The organism is Ruegeria sp. E5 (assembly GCF_056534105.1).
Window position 1 is genome coordinate 409,286 of record NZ_JBQFPA010000004.1, and the last position, 23,200, is coordinate 432,485.

General features: G+C 55.2%; 20 protein-coding genes. 13 read left to right on the plus strand and 7 right to left on the minus strand.

Annotation, left to right across the window (positions count from 1 at the left end; translation table 11 throughout):
• Positions 1 to 69: 69 nt before the first annotated feature.
• From ACR0BI_RS16905 to ACR0BI_RS16915, 3 genes are all read left to right on the plus strand, one after another.
• Complete coding sequence (locus ACR0BI_RS16905; RefSeq protein WP_170637494.1) at positions 70 to 540, plus strand: SRPBCC family protein; 471 nt, start codon at positions 70 to 72, stop codon at positions 538 to 540.
• A gap of 77 nt (positions 541 to 617) precedes the next feature.
• Positions 618 to 2,804 (plus strand): excinuclease ABC subunit UvrB, encoded by a 2,187-nt coding sequence (gene uvrB / locus ACR0BI_RS16910; RefSeq protein WP_170664073.1) that lies wholly within the window; start codon positions 618 to 620, stop codon positions 2,802 to 2,804.
• Positions 2,805 to 2,836: 32 nt separating this feature from the next.
• The gene (locus ACR0BI_RS16915; RefSeq protein WP_480888633.1) at positions 2,837 to 3,796 is read left to right on the plus strand and encodes a hypothetical protein; all 960 of its coding nucleotides are present in this window, start codon (positions 2,837 to 2,839) and stop codon (positions 3,794 to 3,796) included.
• Positions 3,797 to 4,021: 225 nt separating this feature from the next.
• On the opposite strand, the gene ACR0BI_RS16920 is transcribed toward ACR0BI_RS16915, so the two are convergent.
• On the minus strand, positions 4,022 to 4,264 hold the full coding sequence (locus ACR0BI_RS16920; RefSeq protein WP_170408258.1) for a TFIIB-type zinc ribbon-containing protein: 243 nt from the start codon (positions 4,262 to 4,264) through the stop codon (positions 4,022 to 4,024).
• Positions 4,265 to 4,704: 440 nt separating this feature from the next.
• Here ACR0BI_RS16920 and ACR0BI_RS16925 point away from each other — a divergent pair, with 440 nt between their 5' ends.
• Entirely contained in the window at positions 4,705 to 5,040 is a 336-nt protein-coding gene (locus ACR0BI_RS16925) for a hypothetical protein (protein ID WP_170423854.1), read from the plus strand.
• A 111-nt stretch (positions 5,041 to 5,151) separates the two neighbouring features.
• Here the strand turns inward: ACR0BI_RS16925 and ACR0BI_RS16930 are convergent, their stop codons facing one another.
• Together ACR0BI_RS16930 and ACR0BI_RS16935 are read right to left on the minus strand one after the other, a co-directional pair.
• Entirely contained in the window at positions 5,152 to 6,219 is a 1,068-nt protein-coding gene (locus ACR0BI_RS16930) for a helix-turn-helix domain-containing protein (RefSeq protein ID WP_480563036.1), read from the minus strand.
• Positions 6,220 to 6,527: 308 nt separating this feature from the next.
• Positions 6,528 to 6,914, minus strand: coding sequence for an excinuclease ABC subunit A (locus tag ACR0BI_RS16935; protein WP_255612012.1), 387 nt, complete (start codon positions 6,912 to 6,914; stop codon positions 6,528 to 6,530).
• Positions 6,915 to 7,243: 329 nt separating this feature from the next.
• Here ACR0BI_RS16935 and ACR0BI_RS16940 point away from each other — a divergent pair, with 329 nt between their 5' ends.
• On the plus strand, positions 7,244 to 7,432 hold the full coding sequence (locus ACR0BI_RS16940) for a hypothetical protein (RefSeq protein WP_170395992.1): 189 nt from the start codon (positions 7,244 to 7,246) through the stop codon (positions 7,430 to 7,432).
• Positions 7,433 to 7,685: 253 nt separating this feature from the next.
• Here the strand turns inward: ACR0BI_RS16940 and ACR0BI_RS16945 are convergent, their stop codons facing one another.
• Complete coding sequence (locus ACR0BI_RS16945; protein WP_480563035.1) at positions 7,686 to 8,807, minus strand: hypothetical protein; 1,122 nt, start codon at positions 8,805 to 8,807, stop codon at positions 7,686 to 7,688.
• Positions 8,808 to 9,005: 198 nt separating this feature from the next.
• On the opposite strand from ACR0BI_RS16945, the gene ACR0BI_RS16950 reads away from it, so the two are divergent.
• The 8 genes from ACR0BI_RS16950 (at position 9,006) to ACR0BI_RS16985 (ending at position 17,130) form a co-directional block, all read left to right on the plus strand.
• Positions 9,006 to 9,671 (plus strand): PepSY domain-containing protein, encoded by a 666-nt coding sequence (locus ACR0BI_RS16950; RefSeq protein ID WP_480563034.1) that lies wholly within the window; start codon positions 9,006 to 9,008, stop codon positions 9,669 to 9,671.
• A 38-nt stretch (positions 9,672 to 9,709) separates the two neighbouring features.
• Positions 9,710 to 10,369, plus strand: coding sequence for a response regulator transcription factor (locus ACR0BI_RS16955; RefSeq protein ID WP_480878829.1), 660 nt, complete (start codon positions 9,710 to 9,712; stop codon positions 10,367 to 10,369).
• A complete protein-coding gene (locus ACR0BI_RS16960) occupies positions 10,369 to 11,697 on the plus strand; it encodes a sensor histidine kinase (RefSeq protein ID WP_480563032.1) in 1,329 nt (442 codons plus the stop codon). Before ACR0BI_RS16955 ends, ACR0BI_RS16960 begins: the two co-directional genes overlap by 1 nt.
• 319 nt (positions 11,698 to 12,016) lie before the next feature.
• Entirely contained in the window at positions 12,017 to 13,633 is a 1,617-nt protein-coding gene (locus tag ACR0BI_RS16965; protein WP_480878827.1) for a cryptochrome/deoxyribodipyrimidine photo-lyase family protein, read from the plus strand.
• Positions 13,634 to 13,635: 2 nt separating this feature from the next.
• Positions 13,636 to 13,767, plus strand: coding sequence for a DUF2256 domain-containing protein (locus ACR0BI_RS16970; protein ID WP_480537249.1), 132 nt, complete (start codon positions 13,636 to 13,638; stop codon positions 13,765 to 13,767).
• Entirely contained in the window at positions 13,764 to 15,005 is a 1,242-nt protein-coding gene (locus ACR0BI_RS16975; RefSeq protein WP_480563031.1) for an FAD-binding domain-containing protein, read from the plus strand. Before ACR0BI_RS16970 ends, ACR0BI_RS16975 begins: the two co-directional genes overlap by 4 nt.
• A gap of 9 nt (positions 15,006 to 15,014) precedes the next feature.
• Entirely contained in the window at positions 15,015 to 16,508 is a 1,494-nt protein-coding gene (locus ACR0BI_RS16980) for a cryptochrome/photolyase family protein (RefSeq protein WP_480563030.1), read from the plus strand.
• A gap of 187 nt (positions 16,509 to 16,695) precedes the next feature.
• The gene (locus ACR0BI_RS16985; RefSeq protein WP_480563029.1) at positions 16,696 to 17,130 is read left to right on the plus strand and encodes a DUF2306 domain-containing protein; all 435 of its coding nucleotides are present in this window, start codon (positions 16,696 to 16,698) and stop codon (positions 17,128 to 17,130) included.
• Here the strand turns inward: ACR0BI_RS16985 and ACR0BI_RS16990 are convergent.
• From ACR0BI_RS16990 to ACR0BI_RS17000, 3 genes are read right to left on the minus strand one after another with little or no spacing between them, the layout of a single operon-like run.
• Complete coding sequence (locus ACR0BI_RS16990) at positions 17,121 to 18,440, minus strand: aspartate aminotransferase family protein (RefSeq protein WP_480563028.1); 1,320 nt, start codon at positions 18,438 to 18,440, stop codon at positions 17,121 to 17,123. The two genes, ACR0BI_RS16985 and ACR0BI_RS16990, sit on opposite strands and share 10 nt — an antisense overlap.
• Entirely contained in the window at positions 18,437 to 20,818 is a 2,382-nt protein-coding gene (locus tag ACR0BI_RS16995; RefSeq protein WP_480563027.1) for a GcvT family protein, read from the minus strand. Before ACR0BI_RS16995 ends, ACR0BI_RS16990 begins: the two co-directional genes overlap by 4 nt.
• Positions 20,815 to 23,193 (minus strand): GcvT family protein, encoded by a 2,379-nt coding sequence (locus tag ACR0BI_RS17000; protein WP_480563026.1) that lies wholly within the window; start codon positions 23,191 to 23,193, stop codon positions 20,815 to 20,817. The genes ACR0BI_RS16995 and ACR0BI_RS17000 overlap by 4 nt, the downstream gene beginning before the upstream one ends.
• Positions 23,194 to 23,200: the final 7 nt, after the last annotated feature.

A 23,200-nucleotide genomic window follows, 5' to 3' on the forward strand; every position in this document is an offset into this window, starting at 1 on the left:
GGACTGCCTAATGACAGGTATTGTCATTAGTTCGGGGTAGAAAGCGCGCAGACATAAAAGGACAGCAGGATGCTTCACCAAGAACGCCACCTCGACATCAACGCCCGACCCAATGAGATTTGGGCTATCCTCCGCCGCTTTATGCATATCGATGAGTTTGCCCCGCAGGTTACATCGGTTGATGCTTTGACTGCCGGATCGGATGGTGTTGGGTCACAGCGCCGGTGTCACTTCGCGAACGGCACATCATTGGTCGAAGAGGTGACGGATTGGCAGGTTGACCGCGGCTACACCGTGCGGTTGTCGCAGATGGCGATGCCTCTGCGCGAAGCACAGGCGGCGATTGCCATCACACCGCTGTCCGACACGTGCAGCCGTGTTATCTGGAGTATGGATTTTCGTATGAAATATGGACCGTTGGGCTGGTTAATGGGACAAACTCTGTTGAAGATGATGATAGGCCGCGTACTGGCCGAGAACCTGTCGGCCTTGGCGGTGAAGGTTCAAACGCACCCCGACGCCCAAGCCCGGACCGCTTAGCTGAAAATGAATCCAGATCAGCCCTTGCAGATGGACAAAATAAGAACAAATGTAGGGGCCTGACCCGGAGCCCGCCCATGCCTTATGCCCATTCCGACAAGACTCAACTGACCGCAGACGACGTGCGCGCGCGTCTGAAACTGGAGGGCGGCAAGGAGTTCGTCATGCACACCGAGTTCGCACCGGCTGGCGACCAGCCGACGGCGATTAAGGAGCTGGCAGGCGGTGTGAATGATGGTGAGCGAGATCAGGTCCTGCTGGGTGCGACCGGGACGGGCAAGACCTTCACCATGGCCAAGGTGATTGAAGAAACGCAGCGGCCTGCGATCATCCTGGCGCCAAATAAGACGCTGGCAGCGCAGCTGTACGGGGAATTCAAGGGCTTCTTCCCAGAGAACTCGGTCGAGTATTTCGTTTCCTATTACGACTATTACCAGCCAGAAGCCTATGTGCCGCGGTCGGACACGTACATCGAGAAAGAATCGCAGATCAACGAACAGATCGACCGGATGCGCCACTCGGCCACGCGGGCGCTGCTGGAACGCGATGACGTGATCATCGTCGCCTCGGTCTCGTGCATCTACGGTATCGGTTCGGTCGAGACCTATGGAGCGATGACACAGGATCTGAAGGTGGGTCATGAGTATGACCAGAGGCAGGTGATGGCTGATCTGGTTGCCCAACAGTACCGCCGCAACGATCAGGCTTTCCAGCGCGGGTCCTTCCGGGTGCGTGGCGATTCCCTGGAAATCTGGCCGGCCCACCTTGAGGACCGTGCTTGGAAATTCTCGTTCTTCGGCGAGGAACTGGAAACCATCACCGAGTTCGACCCGCTGACCGGCGAACGCGCGGCAACGATGGAGCAGGTGCGGGTCTATGCGAATTCGCACTACGTCACGCCGAAGCCAACGATGAATCAAGCGATCATTGGGATCAAAAAGGAACTCCGCATCCGGTTGGATCAGCTGGTTGGCGAGGGCAAGCTGCTGGAAGCCCAACGTCTGGAACAGCGCACCAATTTCGATCTGGAAATGCTCGAGGCCACCGGCGTCTGCAACGGGATCGAGAACTACTCGCGCTACCTCACGGGCCGTGCGCCTGGCGAACCGCCGCCAACCCTGTTCGAATTCATTCCGGACAACGCGATTGTCTTCGCGGATGAATCCCATGTCAGCGTCCCGCAGATCGGCGGCATGTACCGTGGCGACTATCGGCGCAAGTTCACGCTGGCGGAACACGGGTTCCGCCTGCCGTCCTGCATGGATAACCGTCCTCTCAAGTTCGAGGAATGGGACGCCATGCGCCCGCAATCCGTCTTCGTCTCGGCCACCCCGGCAAAGTGGGAGATCGAACAAACCGGCGGTGTCTTCACCGAACAGGTGATCCGCCCCACGGGTCTACTGGACCCAGAGGTTGAAATCCGCCCGGTGTCGATGCAGGTGGACGACCTGCTGGACGAGGTGCGCAAGGTGGCCGCCAACGGATTCCGCACGCTGGTGACAACGCTGACCAAACGCATGGCCGAGGACCTGACCGAATACCTGCACGAACAGGGCATCAAGGTCCGCTATATGCACTCGGACATCGATACGCTGGAACGCATCGAAATCCTGCGCGACCTGCGGCTGGGGGCCTTCGACGTGCTGGTCGGGATCAACCTGCTGCGCGAAGGGCTCGACATCCCAGAATGCGGACTGGTCGCCATTCTGGACGCGGATAAAGAGGGTTTCCTGCGCTCGGAAACCTCACTGATCCAGACCATCGGTCGCGCCGCGCGCAACGCCGATGGGCGGGTGATCATGTATGCCGACAAGATCACCGGCTCGATGGAGCGCGCCTTGGGCGAAACCAACCGCCGCCGCGCCAAACAGCTCGCCTATAACGAAGAACACGGCATCACGCCTGAGACCGTGAAGAAGAACGTCGAGGACGTTCTGGCCGGTCTCTACGAAGGCGATGTCGACATGAACCGCGTCACCGCCACGATCGACAAACCGATGCACGGCGCGAATTTGGAGGCGCATCTGGACGGATTGCGTGACCAAATGCGCAAAGCCGCCGAGAACCTGGAATTCGAAGAGGCCGCCAATATCCGGGATGAGATCAAACGTCTGGAAGCGGTCGATCTGGCCGTCGCCGACGACCCCATGGCGCGCCAATGGGCGGTCGAGAAAGCCTCGGAAGACGCAGTGAAATCGCGCGGACGGTCAACGGCGGGCAGGCCGGGGCAGCGGGGTGGGAATGTGAAGAGAAGGAAGCGGTAGAGACTATGCACCAACGCGATTCTGGGTTCGCAATGAGCATTGGTGATGCTTTTGATCGAAGTGGCGTCAAATATATGCAAGTCATCAACGATCAACTGTATGCCATCAAGGAAGCAAGTATTTGGCGCATTCAATTAGCCGATGAGATCGATCCCGAGCGGAAATATACTAATATTCCCAATTTACAACAACGCGTTGCCTCTTGCGGAACATCCAGCAAGGTTGTCAGTAGGACACTAATTCAAGCAATTGAACTGACAAAAAACAGAAGTTGGGGGCTGCCAGTTTCTGTCGACGACGTGTTGATGTCAGCTCTTCGTGCAGCTCAAGCCGGTAGTTTGATCGACAACAATATTGTGCGATTGGTGGAGCACGCTTCCATCACAAAAAAGGAACTGTCTGAACTGACTTCAATGAAGAACTTTGCGCTTCCAAGCTATCCTGAGTTGGAAAACTTGTGGGCGTCTTCTCTCTATGCGATTAGTGCTTTTCGCTCTGCAATTCGCGATTTAGTTATTTCAGTCTTTCCTGAGAATGATATGGGTGCAAATTGGCTGTCAGACTTGAAGTGCCGGGTAGACTTCAAGCCAGCAAAGTTTTTTGACAACGAAGCAGCATTTTCCAATGTCGAACATGATTTGAAGTTGGTCAGGGAGTTCCGGAATATTGAGCAACACCCGAAAGCAAATAGGTACGTAAACTTTTCTGACTACTGGATGAGGCAGGATGGCCAGATCGGCGCTCCCTGCCTGCACATAGTTGGTCTGTACAAAAAGGAGATATTGGCGGAAATATCTGACTTCTTAAATCAGATGCGTGATTGCCTTACCTTTGCGTATGAGATGATACTCTTGTGGTCTGTTAGCACTGCAATAAGCCCGTTCCTTGGTCAGAAGCCATTCATCATTCACAACGAGAACAGTGAGGAAGGGCCGAACGCCCGATATAGTTTAGCGATTGAGTTCGAAGGTAAAACCTCCGTCATAGGTTAGAAATCCAGTATGGTCGCAATCCGCCGCCCCACACTTCAATCTTGCAGCAAGGGTAGGATGGGTTTCAAACCCCTCACATCTGGGTCACTCAAACAAACGATGGGGTAAAACCCAATCTTGCCCGCTAGACAACCCGTGTCTTTTTGAACAACGTGATCACGGCCAACTCGTGCTCCCGATCAGGCCCAATGAACCGAAACCCTCTCAGATCACCGTGCCAACGTCTTAGAAGTCAAACAGTTCGTCCAGAAAGCCGCCGCGTTTCTTCTTTTTCCGGTATCCGTGATCAGATCGGTCATCATAACCCCGCTGCGGCGGTGGTGGTGGCGTATGGTCGGCAGAGCGATCGATGATCTTGTCCAGCTCTCCACGGTCCAGCCACACGCCACGACATTGCGGACAATAATCAATCTCGACCCCGCTCCGCTCGGTGATTACCAGCTGAGTTCCATCAATCGGACATTGCATCAGACGCTCTCCTTTTTCTGTCCTGAACAGATGGGAGCGCGCGCAGGGATTTTCACCCCACTGCGACCGCACGTCCCGCTATGGGCAAAGCTATAGGGCAGAGTTGGCCCGGTCCCGCGCTGCCCCCTTCAGCATTGGAATTCACAAATTGAGGTTCCAAATGGTTGCCATGACGAACCCGAAGAAATTTCTCAGCAACTGATGGGTGCATAGACCCATTGTCTCTGTCTTCGAGCCCTCAATGCTGGGTTGGATACTCCCCAAAACGCGATGGAAATGTGCTTAGGGCTCACCTCAAAACGCAGGCGAAACCCAAACGTGAATTGGTCTAACGAGATGCGTGCAACGAGACCGCAGAACGACCCGAGTTTGGACAAAATTCCGCCCAAAATCGTCAATAGCCGCCGCAGTGCAACAGATCGAATACAGATTGGAAATCAATGAAAAAGGCAGCTCTTCTTCTTGCCCTACTGCCCGCAGCCGCATTCGCTGAGGAGCGGGTGTTTGAATGTGAGGCACCGGATGCGGAACACCCGGAAATGGCCGCTCGGCTTGTGAAGTATGATGGCCAGCAAAAGGGCCACATCACGATCGGGGATATCGACAAGGATGTGGATGTGTTTCCCGGTCTCGACACCCTGACCTATCTGTATGTCGGTGAGGATTACACGCTGAATTATAACGTTCACCCTGAGAAGGGCACGTTTGATTACTCTGCCTCTGGCAGCAAGTCAGGATGGGGCAAGGGAACGTGCGTAGAGACCACGGGCCAATAATGGCGTTCGAATAGAATGGTTTAAGGCGCGGTCGAGACGGCAGTCTGGTCGCGCCTTTGCTTTTGTTGCGAGGTCGAGTTCGCACAGCTGATCCAAGCATTTGCAACATAATTACGAACCCAGGCGGAACTTGGTCGGTGTCATTCCGGTCTGGCCCCTGAAAAAGCGTGTGAAATGGGATTTGTCGGAGTAGCCGAGCATCAGACCGATCTCAGCTATTGTCATTTTGTCTTCTCCGAGGTGTTCCTTGGCGACATCGACACGCAGCCGTTTGATTTCGCGGGGCAGCGTTGTGCCTTGTTGCTGAAGCGCCTTAAGAAACCGTTCCGGCTGTATTCCCAACAATCCAGCCACCACCTCTGGTCCCAAATCGGTTTCATCCAGCTTATCGCGTAAAACAGATCGCAAAGCAGCTACTACGGTTACTTCTTCATCTTGTCGCGTTGAGGCGATGGGCTTGGCAGAGCCCTCAGAGACATGGTGCAAAAACAACCATTCTACAGGGAAGCTGATCTGCATTCCGGGATCGGTCCCAAGGCCGACCTCGATCTCTTTGTAATCGATAGGTAGTCCGTTGATGTATCTGCTTTCCCATCGCACACGCGAAGAATCCCAGGCATCCCCGACGACGGTCTGCAATAGGCGTACATAGATTGCGGCACCAAAACCGTTCACCTGAATCGGCGGCACAGTAGGCTCTTGTTGCCTTTCGATTCGATAAGTCGCTTTGTCTGCTTCAACGACAAGGCTATGTCGCACAGAATTGGATTCCTGCGGTACAAGCCCCACGAAACGGGTAAAGAACTCGAACAGCGTCTTTGTCGATTGCAGTGCCTGAGCGAACGGAGGCCACTGTTGCAGGTCAAACGTCTCCCCTACTTTCAGTCCAAGGTATCGATCTCCTGACACTTCTGAGAAGGCATTTACCAAACCGTAGACCAACTCTGAGTGCACGAACACGGCTGGGTCAGACAACAGTTCGGCTTTCAGGCCAACCTGATCCAATGCTGGTTGCGGATTGATCTTACGTTCGGTGAGATATTGTAGGAACGGAGCAGCCAAGGAGAGGCGAATAAAGCCCTCGCTATGCTCTTGAGAGGTGGAGTTGAAAGGCAAGCTCGTCACCCTCGTTTGGTTTAGTTTTACACTGTGGCCATTTTTACGATCACATTCGAACATTCTAATTCAAAAATGGCAACCGAGCCAAGATTTTCCGGACTACAGTTTGCAAAACACGAATATGAAGGGAGTACTTATGTCCGGCCTACGATTGTCCCTTTGCTCGACGGTAATTGTCGCTGCAGCTCTTTCTTTTTCAACGTCCGCGCATGCTCAGGATCAAGAAGAACCCCAAGGTCCGCTCAGGGCTCTCACCACCAGTCCAAGCGCACCACAGTGAATGGCCGTAGCGAGTCCATACTTTCGACTGCCGCAATCCAACCGAATGGCCGCAAACAGTGCTTCAAGGTGGTGAGCGATACCAGCTCTCAATTCAGAATGTCGGCGATTGCCCCTATCAGGTTCAGCACTTCATGTGTTTCACGGTTTACTTCGTAAACATAATCTCCGGCACGCACGTAATATCCGTTGCGCCGTAGTCCCCAACGGCTGGGATCATCAATGCGGACATACCCATCATAGATGTAATCGCCACGTCGATATTTCTTTGCCTGTCCAGGCGGTACGCACGGGATTGCCTTTTTTGCCAAGCCCGGCGGACAATGTCCGGATTTGGATTTCACATGGATCGGCGAGGTGGCGCCGGTTCCGCTAACGTGCCCCGTGCTAAGGCTCCACAAGCTGACACTGGCGTTCGCAAATGACGCGCCTTGCACGGTAAGTGCCACCGCTAGAATCCCAACAATCTTTTTCATTCCCAGCGCCTTTTTCAGCTTCTTAGCCTAGATATGATCTTGAATGGGCCTTAGCGAGTTCATAAGCGAAGAGTCGCTTTCCGATGCAGCAGTTTGTTCACGAGCTGAAATCATCGGCTGCGATTGTCATCGCAAATTCAACTAAAGCATCAAAACGGGATGTTCTTCCTCCATCTGGTCGCCCGCCTATTCGTTTGTCTTTATTTCGCGAACAACATTAACTGAACGTGAACAATGTATTCTCAGAGTGTTCAAACAGTCTCAGGCATAGTGACGGTGTTGGATCAATAGGGACGTTGTTCCGTTTGATCGCTGACAAGGGGAAACGCATGATCAAGTCTGCCTTTGTGACTGAAGAGTCCAGCACAACAGCTGTGATGCAAACCTCCGGCAAAATCGCCGGAGAACGTTTGTCAACCACCACCAAATCGAGCAGTGGTCGCTTCCCTCCTATCGAAAATGCATTAACACAGATCGTCAAAAACAAGCGGCTTTCCGAGGCACATAACAACGTCTGAAGGCAGTTCAGCAGACCCCCAAACAATTCCCGGTATTCGTCCTAGATATTGGAATTGAAAACTAAATCCCGCTCCAGTTTTGGGGCGGGGTTTCTTTATTAAGCCTTAGGGAAAAAGGGCGTAGCCTTTGATATGCAAAAGTATCCGGCCAGCCGCTACCCATCCTGTGAAGCCTTTGGCTGACCCGGGTTTCAGTACTTCCGTGAGTGGTCAGTACTGAGGGTTGATTGACGCAGAGAGCTGTTGTCTTTCGTTACAGACCCAACAGCGCCTTTACCTCATGTTCAACGGCGTCGGTCACGGGCTTGTTTGCGGCCGCTTCCAGGGCTTCTCGCTCGGTCAATTCCTGTTCCTCGACCTGGTCAGCCAGTTCTTGCACCTGTTCAGTCGCTTCTTCGTATTCGACGGCAGCCTGACGTTCATCGTTCAGCTCCTGCGCTGCTTCGATCGAAGAGTCCAAATCAGCGCGGGCTTCATCCAATTGCTCCTCAATCTCTGGGTCCGTTCCGCCTGCGTCTTCCAGCGCTTGTTCGAGATCCTCGACGCGTTCCTGGTTTTCCTGGACTTCACCCAACGCGGCTTCCAGGTCTTCTTCAATCTCAGGAACAGTCCGCTCCGGCGGCTCCAAGCCAGCGAGCTCTTCCAATTGTTCCTCAAGCTCTTCGCGCAAGGGTTCTCCGGCCAACACGGTATCTCGATAATTGGCAATTCGGCCTACGCGGGAGTTGGGCGCTGCATTTTCTAATGCAGTTGCGCTGGCGTTGGCGGCATTGAGCGCCCCTAACTCAGATGGGTGGGCACCAAGAAGTGCTGCCATCTTGTTCCCCTTTGCCCGGACCGCTGGGCGAATGGACTCTTCGATAATTACTGTTTTCGAAGGCTTCTTGTACGTCCTAGGCTTTTGTTTGCCACCGCTGGTGGTCGAGCGTTTTCCAGATGTGGCAACCGTTCTCGACTTGCCTTTGCCGCTAAAGATATCCTTCAAGGAAAAACGACCTCCCTTGCCCAAAGCAGAGCGCGAAGGTTTTGTCTTGGATTTCGCGGCAGAGGATTTCCCGGCACTTCGGTCACCGCGACTTTTGTCGGCACCTTTCTTTCCACCTTTGTTACCGGCGGAACTGTGGTCACCTCGATCTCCGCTGCCAGAGTTCCCTTTGCCACCGCTATTGCCTTTTCCGCCGCCGTTGCCGCCGCCGCTTCCGTTATCGCCGCCCTTGCCGTTACCCCCGCCGTTACCCTTTCCACCGCCATTGCCTTTGCCCTCCTTTGCTAAGGCAATGTCGGGCACGGTGACGGTGGCTACAATGGCTGCTGATCCCAGCAACGCAATTGCCAGTGTCGATGCTTTTAGCAGCCCCAATCTGGTGGTTTTCATATCGACCTCCTCGGTGGAAATCAGCGGGTATCAGTTTTTTGAAACAACTCGCTGTGTTCTATAGTCTCGATTTACGCACGAATCCCCAATGCTCCTTGCCATTTAACTTGAGAGAGCTTGAACGCAGGGCTAACTGCTTGTTCATCATCGGTTCATGTCGAAAGACGTAGTCTCTAGCCGCGAAATAAGAGGAATATCATGCGCGCGAAGGTGATCTTGGTGGTTGCAAGCTTGCTTGTTTCTGCGCCCTTTGGGGAAGCGGCTGCTCAGACACGCGAGCTCAAGCAAGGTGAACTGCGCAAAGCGACCCTGACCGGGGACACCATCCGTTTGAAACGGGTTATCAAAGGTGTCGAGAAAGCCTATGGCGGCACCCCTGTCGATGCGCGCGCGTTTCAGGCCGATCAGATTTACTATCGTATTCTTGTCAAAAAGCCTGATGGAAAAATTGTCAGTGTAATTGTGAATGCTCAGAACGGAACGGTCGTTTCCAATCGATCCAGTGTTGGGCGCCAAATATCGAAAGCCGCTCGTTCGGCCCCCGCCAATGCCAACGACAATCGCAATGCCAACAGCAACCGTGGTGCCTCTGCGAGCCGTGGAAACAGTGGGAAAAACGGCAACACCGGTGGTAACGGTAATGGAGGCGGCAACGGCGGTGACAACGGCAACGGCAACGGCGGTGGCAACGGCGGTGGCAACGGCGGCGGCAACGGTAATGGAGGCGGCAACGGCAACGGCGGCGGCAACGGCAACGGCGGCGGCAACGGCAATGGAGGCGGCAACGGCAATGGCGGCGGAAACAGCGGTGGTAACGGTGGCGGCAATTCTGGCGGGAACGGCAAAGGCAACGGCAAAAAATAGGGCTTAAACCAAAGCCGTTGTGCCTGTAGTTTTTGAATATGAGAGTACTTTTGGCCGAAGATGAGCCGCAGCTATGCGAGCAGATTAAGAAACTTCTAAGTGCAGAGGGCCGCGTGGTAGATGTGGCCAACAATGGAACAGACGCCCTGCATTTGGGTGCGACCGAACCTTACGACATGATCATCCTCGACATCGGGTTGCCGGAACGCGACGGTATTTCTGTGCTGCGCGAATGGCGCAGCGGGGGCGTCAAGACACCTGTGTTGATCCTCACCGCCCGCGACGGGTGGAGCGAGCGCGTGGATGGTCTTGATGCAGGTGCTGATGACTACATGACCAAGCCATTTCACATGCCTGAGCTGGCCGCTCGTGTACGGGCCATCCTACGTAGGCAAAGCGGTCAGTTAAACCCGGTTATCGAAATGGGGGACGTTATGCTCGATACGCGAAACGGTCGCGTCAGCGTGGGCGGCATTCCTGTTGATCTGACGGCGCAAGAGATCGCAGTTCTGACATACCTTGCCCACAACATCGGACGCATGGTGTCACGTACCGAGTTGTCAGAGCATATCTATGAATATGACGGTGACAGGGATTCGAACACCATTGCCGTCTTCATAACCCGGCTGCGAAAGAAACTGGGCTCTGACCTTATTACAACGGTCAGAGGACGCGGCTATATGATCGATACGGTCTGATGTTATCGCTGCGCCAACGCGCTTTGCTTGGCGGCCTTGCGACAGGCGCGCTTTCTGTCGGCGTCGGAACGTTGATTGTGTTTTCGTACATCAACACACGTGTTCTGGAACAATTCGACCAGACGCTACGTGACCGGCACACCCAACTCGTTGTCGGTTTGAGCGCAACGACGCATAACCCTGAGGCATTGCGCGAACTGATATTCGATCCAGCCTATGGAACGCCGTATTCAGGCAGATACTGGCAGGTTACCGATGGAAACGGGGCTACATTCACATCAGCCTCGCTCTTTGACGAGACAATTTCCGAACCTGTACGTGTGAGCGAAGAGGCAATCGTTTGGAACACCACAGGTCCGGACAGCGAAGCCGTTCGTAGCGCATATCAGAGAATCACATTCGAAGACGGAACCGAGTGGGGCGTAACGGTCGCCGAAAGCAGGCGAGAGCTGATAAGCGAACGCAGAGCCGCGCAAAACAACTTGCTACCGGTTTTTGGATTGGTTGGTTTGATTGGAGTTGCCGGTTCGTTGTTGTTGATGTCAGCAATTATCGGCCCCCTCAGGAAGTTGCGTGCAGATGTGGCGCATCGCTGGGACAAGGGAGATGACTTGATTCCGGAAGACTACCCAGAAGAGGTTTCGCCGCTTGTTGAGGACCTAAATAAATTGCTTCACAGGAATCGTGAAATTGTGTCTGGTTCTCGGCGACAAGCTGCGGATCTGGCACATGCGCTCAAAACACCGACGGCAATTCTCAGAAATGAACTGGCGATTTTGTCGGACGCGGGTGCAGATATCGAACCTGCAGATGACGCGTTAAATCGAATTGATGCTCAGCTAAAGCGCTCACTTGCGCGTATGCGTGCGTCGAACACCGCAGAACTTACGCATTCACGAACTGACCTTACCAATTCCGTCAACAGGTTATCCAGACTGTTTTCGGTCATGGCGGAACGCGAAGGAAAATCTCTGACGACAGATTGCGAGGATGGGATTCAGGTTCGAATGGATACTCAGGACATCGAAGAGGTGATTGGAAACCTTCTCGACAACGCGCTCAAGTGGTGTCGGACAACAATTCACATCGCCGCAAAGCGTGTAGACGGCGGCATTGAGATTTGCATTGAGGATGACGGACAAGGAATTCCGGAGGATGCACTTGACGGAGTAGTTCGATCCGGAGGTCGGTTGGATACCTCTGTCAGCGGCACAGGATTGGGTTTGGCAATCTGTGTTGATCTGATGAACGCTTATGGTGGCAAACTGAAACTGGAGAAATCAGCGGACCTTGGCGGCTTGGCCTGCCGAGTACTTATATCAAGCTAAAGGTGGCCGCATCTGGTTAGAAATAGTCGTTGATCGCAAGCAATCAAAAGGCGGCTTTGTCCGTAGAGCAGACATTGAGTTGAATTCAAACAACGACTGCTTCGTGCCCAATCTCCCAAATGCTGCGCCTCACCCCAAACGCACCGATGCGCCCAGAGCTGACATTGAGCCATAAACGAACGACCCAAACTTGCTTTCCAGTTACCTTTAGATACCCGGCTACGTAGCTCCTAAGAATGGAAATTCGGTGCAAACGCGAAATCGGAGCAGTATCGAACCGAAAAATTTGTGGACATTCGAGTTCTTGTTTGAGTGCGGTTTGCCAGAGATCATTGTGCTCAAGTCTGACACTGGTAGGGGACTTGTCGGACGGCAGATCCAACGTAAGAGCTTTCACGTATTCTATCAAAAAGGAGATTACGTGCAGGTTGTATGGTTCAAACGCGATCTCCGGGTCGATGATCATGAGGCGCTGGCGCAGGCGTCTCGTATCGGTCCGGTTTTGCTGCTTTATGTGGTTGAGCCCGAGCTTTGGCAGCAACCCGATGCCGCGGCGCGACATTGGGACTTTGTTGCCGAAACACTTGCTGAATTGCGTGGAGATTTAGCGGACTTGGGCCAACTGCTCATCGTACGTATGGGTCGGGTGACACAGGTGCTGTCTGATTTGGCGACCTGCCGACTAATCGAAGCCCTTTGGTCACATGATGAAAAGGGAAATGATTGGACCTATCGGCGGGATCGTGAAGTTAGCGCGTGGTGCAGGCAGAGAGGTATTCCTTGGACCCAGGTTCAGAACCATGGTGTGTTTCGCCCGCTTAAATCCCGCGATGGCTGGGCGGCCCGTTGGACAGAGTTTATGGAGCGGCCCGTGTCTTCGTCAACGCAACTTACCCCTTTAGACATAGAGCTCGGCCCCACGCCGATCCGGTGTGACCTTAACCTGGCGGATGATCCATGCGCCCACCGCCAATTTGGTGGCCGCCGTGCGGGACTTGATTCCTTGGATAGTTATCTGATCAGCCGCGGCAAACGATATCGGCGCGAAATGTCGAGCCCTATTGAGGGCTCAGTCGCGTGCTCGCGCATTTCGCCTTATCTTGCATGGGGTGCGTTTTCGATGCGTGAAGTGAAGCAAGCGACGGATCGACAGCGTCGTTCAATGCCTGCGAATGCCAGAAATTGGCGCAAATCTCTCCGATCATATTCCAGCCGGCTCCATTGGCATTGCCACTTTATTCAAAAGCTTGAGGACGAACCGCGGATGGAGTCGGAGAATTTAAATCCGCTCTACGATGGTCTTCGTCCTCGGGAGCCCCACGCGGATTTACTTTCCGCATGGTCAAGGGGTGAAACGGGGTATCCGTATTTTGATGCTTGCATGCAGTCAATTTCAGCGACTGGGTGGCTGAATTTTCGGATGCGGGCAATGGTGATGGCCACGGCTAGCTATCACCTCTGGCTTGATTGGTGGGCTCCGGGGTTGCATTTGACGCGGATGTTTTCGGATTACGAGCCGGGTATTCATTGTAGCCAAGTGCAGATGCAATCGGGAACCACGGGCATCAATACGGTGCGCATCTACAATCCAGTGAAACAGGGGTGTGATCAGGACCCGCATGAGCAGTTCATTCGAAAATGGGTGCCCGAATTGGCACCGATCTCTGACCCGTACATCCATGAACCTTGGACGGCACCGAACGCAGGGCAGATCATAGGCTTTGCCTATCCTGCACGCGTCTTTGATCATATGGCGGCCGTCAAAGCCGCGCGCGAAAGGGTCTGGAGGGTCCGCAGAGGCGATGAATTCCGCGATGGATCCAAAAAGATCATGTCAAAACACACCAGCAGAAAATCCGGTAAAAGAACACTTAAACGCACAGGATCGACAGAGGATCTAGCACAGCTCAGTCTACCACGCGGAGACGCCGAATGAAGATGCGAAAAAAAGCGAATCTACCACAGAAAATCTGCTCAGTCTGTCAGCGTCCGTTTGTTTGGCGCAAGAAATGGGAAAAGGTCTGGGATGAGGTTAAGTACTGCTCAAAAAAATGCAGATCCGCCGCATGACTGAACTGTTCCCGGAACTTATTACTTTACCCGAGACCGTCGATTTCAGCCCGACGCGCGCGGATGGCCTTAAACGGCTAGAGAAATTCGTGACGCGTGCTGGACAGGACTATGCTCGCACGCGGAACTACGATTTTGGGACCGAGCGGCGCAACAATGTATCAGTCTTGTCACCATGGCTCCGCCATCGCTTGTTGACCGAAGAGGAGGTGCTTACACGGGTATTGGCGTCGCACAGTCCCGACACTGCTGAGAAGTTTGTACAAGAAGTTTTTTGGCGGGCTTACTTCAAAGGTTGGCTGGAACAAAGACCAAGCGTCTGGTCACACTATCAACGCGACCTGATGGGCGCGCTTAACTCACTTGATAACGACACGTCATTGGCAAGCCGCCATACTGATGCAGTGTCAGGCAATACCGGCATAGACTGCTTTGATCATTGGGCAAAAGAACTCGTGGGCACCGGTTATCTGCATAACCATGCGCGGATTTGGTTTGCCTCAATCTGGATATTCACCTTGCGTCTGCCTTGGCAGTTGGGCGCTGACTTGTTTTTGCGACATCTGATTGATGGTGATCCGGCGTCGAACACATTGAGCTGGCGATGGGTCGCGGGCTTGCACACGAAAGGCAAGACCTACCTCGCCCGACCTGACAACATCGCCAAATATACCGAAGGCCGATTTCGCCCCACTGGGTTGGCCAAGTTCGCAGAACCGCTGACCGAACCGGTAGAACACCCACGTGTTTCTTTTCCAATTCTTCAAATGCAGCCGAAAGAGCCATTTCTATTGCTAGTAAGCGAGGATGACATGACCGGTGCATCCATCATGCCCGTACCGCCCGTTGCAGTGGTAGGACTTTTGGCAACCCACGGTCGCTCCCCTAATCCGGTTGGATTTATCCCGGTGAATTTTGCAAAAGAAGCAATGAACAGCGTTTTGTCAGACCATGAAGTGCGTGCGCAATCTGCCGATGATTGGAGTCTGCCAATAATTGAAGCTGCGCAAAGTGCAGGAGTAAGAAGAATTGCGACTGCTTATGCGCCAATAGGTCCGGTACGGTCCAGGTTAGATCGTGCTGAGCCTATTTTGCGAGAAGCAGGCCTGACGCTGGAACGGTTAATTCGCCCTTACGACGCTGTCTCATGGCCCCACGCGAAGGCGGGATTTTTCGGACTAAAGAAAAAGATACCGAACGTTCTGAGCCAGTTGAATTTTATCGCTGTAACGAAGTGAGATCTCAGTTTGTCAACCGCTGCCCTGCTGCTCCCTAACCAACTGTTTGCTCAACATCCCAGTCTGACTCCCCAGCCGGACAAAGTGGTGCTCTTTGAAGACCCTCTATTCTTTGGCGACCCGATCTATCCCGCCAACATGCACAAGCAAAAGCTTTGGCTGCACCGGTCATCGATGGCCCGATATCGCGACGATCTGATTAGGCAGGGTTTCGACGCGACGATCTGGCCCTATGAACGGGAGGCGGGTTCGTGTTTGCGGTTATTTCAGAACCTGCAAGAACTCGGCGTTGATCAAGTGAACATGGTCGATCCTGTCGATTTTATCGCCGAAAAACGCCTAAGTGCGGCGGCGGGTATTACAAACATCATAATCAACTTAAAGCCGTCCCCAGGCTTCTTGAACACACAAGACTATAACCTGGCTTGGTCGACCGGCAGAAAGCGCTGGTTCATGGCGGAGTTCTACAAAAGCCAACGCCGCCGTTTGAACGTGCTGATGAATGGCGATCAACCGGTGGGCGGGCAGTGGAGCTATGACGAAGACAATCGAAAGAAAGTCCCCAAAGCGCTGCTCAAGAGCCTGCCTTGGATTGATTGGCCGACCCATGATGCAATTGATCAAACGGCAAAAGACAGCGTTCTTGCCGAGTTTCCGGACGCTCTGGGGACACTGGATCGTCTTTATTACCCAACATTCCACAAAGAAGCTGCCGACTGGCTAAATCAGTTTTTGGAACGGCGCTTTGATCGGTTTGGCGATTATGAGGATGCCATTGTCGAAGGCGAAAGCTGGCTTTGGCACGCTGTCCTGACGCCCGCATTGAACATTGGACTTTTGACGCCGAAACAAGTCTTGAATACAACGCTCGCCCATGCCTATCGCAGAAATGTTCCGCTGAATTCGGTGGAAGGGTTCATCCGCCAGATCATCGGATGGCGTGAATTTATGCGGGCGACCTATGATGACCTAGGCGTAAAGATGCGGACCACAAATCACTGGAACCATCGCCGCACTATGCCAGTCGCATTCTACGACGCCAGCACAGGGATCGATCCGCTGGACGACACGATCCGCAGGGTGCTTAAAACCGGGTATTGCCACCACATCGAGCGGCTTATGGTTCTGGGTGGCTTCATGTTCCTTTGCGAGATCGATCCTGACGATGTTTACCGCTGGTTCATGGAGATGTTCGTGGACAGCTATGATTGGGTCATGGTTCCCAACGCCTATGCCATGAGCCAGCATGCTGACGGCGGGCTGATCACAACGAAGCCCTATTTTTCCGGCTCAAACTACATCCGCAAAATGAGCCATTGGGGCAAAGGGCCGTGGGCCGACATATGGGATGGTCTGTATTGGCGCTTCATCCTGAAACACGCGGGCACGCTTGCCAGCAATCCAAGATGGGCAATGATGTGCCGCACGGCTGAGCGCATGTCCTCGGATGTCAAAGACAAACACGTCACGACCGCCGAAGCCTTTCTGCAGCGGATAACCTGAACATGATCTACCTGGGGCACCATGGACGAGATCGTGATCACATCCAAAGATCAGCTTTGGCACTGGTTGGCAAAGAACGATGCCCAAAACGAAAGCGCCCGATTGATCACCTGGAAAGCAGCACATCCCGATAAATATATCAGCTGCGAAGAGGTATCGGGTGCGCTGGTTGTACATGGGCGGATCGATGGCCGAAGGCTCAAAGTCGACGAAAAAAGGAGGGCACAACTCATCAGCCCGCGCTGGCAGCAAGCTTGGTCCAAAAGCTACAAAGATCGTGCCGCGCGTCTCAGTCATTAAGGCATCATGCACCTATCAGGTGAACCACTGTCATCGGCTGTTCGGATATGCTTGGGCCTTACTTATGGCGGGAACGGCGTTTACCGCAGTTTTCATGCACCAGATACGGTTATGGGGGAGCTACTCTCCCATCCACCTGTTGATTCCGGTTACACTTGTTAGCCTTTTTCTGGCGATCAAGGCGGCACGTCAGGGAGACATCAACCGTCACAAGGTGCTTATGATATCCCTATTTGTTTTGGCGCTTGTGGTAACGGGCTTGTTCACGCTGTTACCTGGCCGCGTCATGAACACTACACTTTTTGGTGCTGTTCATATCTGAATCGCCGCATCGCCTAGCGCCTGATCTAGACTCGTTGTGACTTGATCCACATCCTCCATAGACAGGCAAAGCGGGGGCACCATGCGTAGGCATTGCTGGAACGGACCGGATTTCGATAAGATAATTCCTTGTGCGCGGCAAGCCTCGAAGACCTCGGACGTCATCGTCTTGTCAGGTGTTTTGCTGTCGCGGTCGATCACGAATTCCAGTGCCAGCATCAGACCGTGGCCTCGAACATCTCCGATGGCCTTATGCTTGGCTTTCAGATCGTTCAGGCGCTCCAACAGCTTTGCACCAACGGTCTTTGCGTTCTCTTGCAAACCCTCATCGCGCATTACCGCAAGGACGGCACGCGCGGCGGCAGCAGAGGTCGGGTTCGCTCCATAGGTGTGGAACATGAACTTCTCGGCCATTGGCTCTGCGATATGTTTCTTGGCCACAACGGCGCCGATAGGAAAGCCATTGCCCAAACCTTTAGCCATAACAATTATATCGGGAACCACGCCGTCCGCCTCAAACCCCCAGAAGTGATCGCCAGTGCGGCCGAAACCGGATTGAACCTCATCCGCGATATAGAGCCCACCTGCTGTGCGTACTCGTTCTGCCGCCCCCGACATGTATCCCGGCGGCATCTGGTGGATACCGCCATAACCTTGCACACTCTCAACCAAAATCCCGGCCACCTGGCCGGATGTAGCGGCATTGATCGTGTGTGTGATCTCATCAAGATAAGGCGCAGTGCCGGGGCCAAAAATGCCGCGATACTGGTTCGGATCAGCGACAAAGGCCACGTTGCCGGGCATGCCCGGGTGCCGCCACCCAGAAATACCCGTGACTGATTGCGCTGCAGCGGTCGGTCCATGATAGGCGGTCCTCAAAGCGAGCAAATCAAGATTGCCGGTGAAGGTTCGCGCCATTGTCATGGCCAGGTCGATGGCCTCAGACCCCGAATTGGTAAGATGCACCCCCCAGTCATGACCTTTTGGCATTGTGGCGGCGAGTTCCTCTGCCAAATGCGCAGGCGTCGGGTGATAGAACATGGTCGTACAATGGGTGAGTTCTTGCGCCTGTTCCATCGCTGCGGCGACGACCCGGGGATGCGAATGGCCGACAGAGATGCAGACGTTCATTCCCAGAAGGTCCGTGTATTTCCGCCCGTCCGTATCCCACAAATACTGACCTTGCCCCTTCTGAAATACGATTGGTTCCCGGAACGGCGTGAAACGGGTCAGTGAGGCTGCATAGAACCGATCACGCCGCGCTGCGGTGCTGTCAAAGTTCCAATCGGTATGCAGGGGATGTTCGATCATTTGGCGGCTCCAGCTTTCAAACGGGTATTGTCAGGGTCATATGGAGGACGCGGCAGAATGGTTGCCCGCCTGTGCTGCCCTAGGATGGAAACGGTCAAGTTTTCGCGTGCGGTTGGGTCGCGCAGGTACGCCAGTGCGAGCACCTTGCCGGTGCGATGGCCATAAGCACCGGAGGTGATGATCCCAACCGGGTGCTCCCGATGCCAAAGCGTGTGGGCATAGAACGGATCGACTTCGCCTGCCTCAATCTCCAGCAGAACCATGTCCCATTCTTGACGCAGGGTGTTGCGCAAGTCTTTGCGGACAAAGGGTGTAAGGCCGGCGTCTAGCGGGCTGCGTTCCGTTGTCAGGTCGCTTCCCCAAGCGCGATAGCCCTTTTCCAGCCGCATCGAGTTGGCGGCATAGGCGCCATAAAAGCCAAGGCCATGGGGTTGGGCGGTCTCTTCCAGTTTGGTGAAAAGCGCAACGGCCTGATTGCGCGTAACATGCAGCTCCCACCCGCATTCCCCAAGGTAGGACACGCGCAGGGCTCGCACGGGGATACCAGCGATCTCGGTTGCCTGCGCGGTGAGCCACGGCATGCTGGTGAGTTCGGGCAACACATCGGGTGATTTCGGGCCCATGACACCGATCACGGCCAGATCTTCGCAGCGGTTGGTAACGGTGACCTCGAACGCCGCCGCTGCCTTGATCAACTGATCCAAGTCGATTTCCTCGGCCGCAGCCGCGCAGGTCAGGTAGGCATGATCCTCGGCCAATCTGGTGACGGTGAGCTCCGACAATACCCCGCCTGCTGGTGTTAGCACATGGGTCAGGCCGATGCGCCCCGGTTCTGGCGCGCGGTTGGATCCGAGCGCCTCAAGGAACGCCGCCACATCCGGCCCGGTGACATCGAATTTCGAGAACACCGAAAGATCGGCCATCGCAACGCGGTTGGTGGCGGCATCGACCTCGGCGGCCACTGCATCGAACCAATTGGCGCGGCGGAAGGTTTCAATCGCCTCTGCGCCGGGTGTATCGGTGAACCAGTTTGGCCGTTCCCAGCCATGGGCCGCTCCCATGACCGCGCCCCGTTCGACCATCAGCTCATGCAATTGAGACAGACGCAGGCCACGACCTGCGGGTCGTTCCTCGTGGGGATAGTGGACACCAAATTGTAAGCCGAAACACTCAATGGCTTTGGCCACGCGATAGTCGCGATCTGCCCAGGACCCGAAGCGGCGACTATCCACTGCCAGCGCATCCATAGGCGGCGCGCCATGGGTCATCCAATGCGCGAGGAACCAGCCTGCGCCGCCGCCCTCCATCACACCCATGGACGAGCCGGTCAGCAACCACGCGTTTTGCAACCCATGCGCCGGACCAATCAGCGGGTTGGCGTCGGGGGTAAAGGTGATGGGGCCGTTGATGACCGATTTGATGCCCCCAGTTTCCAGCGCTGGAATGCGTGCCATGGCCGCCTCGATGATATCTTCGACCCGGTCTAGGTCAGGCGGCATCAAGTCCGCACCAAATTCGGGCGGGACGCCATCCACGGACCAGACCTGTGCCTCTTTTTCGTAAGGTCCAAGGATCAGCCCATCGCGTTCTTGCCGGACATACCAGCTTTCTTCGGGGTCGCGGATGATCGGCAGTTCAGGCAGCCCCTGAGTAATCCGGTCTTCCACGACCTGTACAGTATCGGTTACCAGATATTGGTGTAGCACCGGGACAGAGGGGATGTTCAGCCCCATCATTTGGCCGATTTCCCATCCCCAAGTGCCAGCCGCGTTGACTACATGTACCGCCTCAACCGTGCCTTTGGGCGTGTCGAGCAACCAATGGTCGCCATCGCGCCGGATCGCGGTTACTGGGCAGTTGCGCCAGATCTGCGCGCCGTCCTGGCGCGCCACCTCGGCCATGGCGTTGGTGGCAAGCGTGGGATCGACGTGGCCGTCATCGGGTTCATAGATTCCGCCCAACAGACCGTCGAGTCTTGCCAGCGGATGCAACTCGGCGATGCGTTCGGGTGTCAGGACTTCCAGCGGATAGCCCGTGAAATCCGACAGGCCTGCGACATGGCGAAACTCATCCATCCGGTCCGGGTTGCGCGTGATCCGCATTGCGCCAGTGGTGTGAAACCCGCAGTCACGGCCCGTCTCCTGTGGCAGAATATCCCGATAGAGTCGTACGGACGTGGCACGCAGTTCCTGAATCGTCGGATTGTGCGCGAAATGGGTACACAGGCCCGCTGCATGCCAGGTTGAGCCATGGGTGAGGTCGTTCTTCTCCACCAGCAGCACATCCGTCCAACCCACTTTGACCAGATGATACATCAGCGAGACGCCCATCGCGCCGCCGCCGATGATGACAACCTGTGCCTTGGTCACGGTGCTCATTGTCCACGCATCCTTTCATTTTTCGGGTCAAAGGGCGGGCGCTGCAACGGGGTGGCAGCATAGTCTTTGCCAGCGACCTTTACCGTGAAACTACGTGCGCAAGTTTGAGCTTTCGCCTCACTTGGGTCGGTGGACACAAGAGCAAAGCAAAGGTTCAGCCCGGTGCGAGGTCCACGCGCGCCGGAGGTTGTGAACCCGACATGTCGACCTTCTTCAAAGATGGGTTCATCGTGCAGAATCAACGCCGAACCTTCGATTTGCATCAGGACAAGACGTTTGCGGGTGCCCTGTTCCTTTTGTTCCTGCAAAGCTGCCTTGCCGGTGAAGTCCTTATTCCAGTCGATGGTAAAGCCAAGCCCCGCTTCCAAAGGTGTGACGGTCGGATCAATGTCATGGCCCCAGTGTTTGAAGCCCTTTTCGATCCGGCAGCCATCAAGCGCATAGTGCCCAAGCGGCGCAGCGCCTGCAGCGATGAGCGCGTCGAAAACGCGCACTGCGACAGCATTGGGAAGGGTTAACTCCCAGCCGTATTCACCGACAAAGCTTACGCGGGTGGCGCGCGCACTTTGGCCTTCGACCTTAAATTCGCACACCTGACCCATTGGCGCATTTGCCCATGCGACCCCGGCATCCAGTTTCTGCAGCACCGGGCCACTGCCTGCGCCCATGACACCAAGTGTGCAAAACTCCTCGGTCACATCCGTTAGCGTCACGCCATCGGCCAGATTGCGTCGCAGGAACGCAAAGTCACGAGCACGGGTCGCGGCACCCGATGTGATATGGAAACGGCTGTCGGCGAGACGAGAGACGGTGATATCCATCTCGATCCCGCCACGGTCGTTCAGGATTTGGGTGTAAACTGCTTTGCCGATAGCGACGTCCATCTGCGCGGTACAAAGCTGGTTCAGCGCGTCAAGAACACGCGGCCCCGTGACGTCTATCTTGGTAAAGGGGCTGAGGTCGATCAGGGCCGTGCCCTTGGCCATAGACGCAGCTTCGTTTTGGGTAATCGGCCACCATCCTTGAGCGCCAATAGAATACGCCTGCGCCTCGCCATACCAAAGCCCTCGCTCCCACCCGGCGGTTTGTCCAAACTGCGCCCCAAGGGCAGCCCATCGATCATGCAGTGCGGACCTAAGCATCCCGCGCCCGGCCTTGGGCTGTTTGTAAGGCCAATGCAGGTTGAAGAGGTCCGCGACGGCCTCTTCCATCCGTGCTTCCAAATGCGCGGGCGTTGCCGTAAGTGGGTCGACCCGGGCGACATCCACCTCCCACATGTTCATTGGCGGTTGGCCATCGACCATCCAATCGGCCAAGGCGCGTCCGATCCCGGCCGAGGACATAACGCCCACCGAGTTCATGCCTGCGCCGACAAACAGACGATCAACGTCAGTTTCCCCGACTAGTGGGCGTGTGTCGGCGGTAAAGCTCTCGGGGCCGTTCATGAAATGCTGCACGCCTAAGTGCTCCAACGCGGGGCAAAGCTCCAAAGCCGCTTCCATAAAAGGGGCAAACTGATCCCAGTCTTCTGCCATCTCAAGGAAAGGTCGGTTGCCTTCTGGCCCGTATGGGTTCCAGCATTTGGCATTGGGTTCAAATCCGCCAATCACCAATTTTCCGGCATCGCCCTTGATATAGATGCCTCGATCCAGATCGCGGATCACTGGGAAAGGGTCGGGCAGATCGGGGAAGGGTTCGGTCACAACGTACATATGCTCAACCGCTTGGAGCGGTAGCGCGACCCCGGCAGTCGCAGCCAGCTCTCGCGACCAGGCTCCTGTCGCGATGACCACCTGGTCCGCTTCCATAGTGGTGCCGTCAGCAAATGCCACGCCCTTTGCTTTCCTGTTTTCGGTGATCAGTCTTTCGACCTCGACGCCTTCACGGATCGTTACACCGAGGGTTTTGGCGGCACGAGCATAGGCCATACATAGGTCGACCGGGTTCACATTGGCGTCTTCCGGCACATGCAATGCGCCGACATGTTTTGAAAGATCGAGCGCGGGCAGCGGAACATCGCGCGCAGCGATCACCGCTGGCGTTAACCCTTGCGTCGCGCCGAGGTCAGCAATCCGGTGAAATTCGTCCATGCGCGCCGGTTCGCGCGCCAGCCAATAACCCCCGGTGCGTCGATATCCGGTGGACATGCCTGTCTCTTGCTCCAGCGCCGGAAAGACCTCAAGCGCGGCAGAGGCAAGTACCGTCATATTGGGCGTCGCGCGCAAAGGGCCAACAATCCCCGCCGCATGCCAGGAGGTGCCCGACGTCAACTGGTTGCGCTCCAGCAACGTGACATCATCTGCGCCGCGTTTCCCAAGATGATAGGCTACGCTAAGGCCAATTGCGCCGCCGCCAATGATCAAAATGCGGCTCATGCAAACC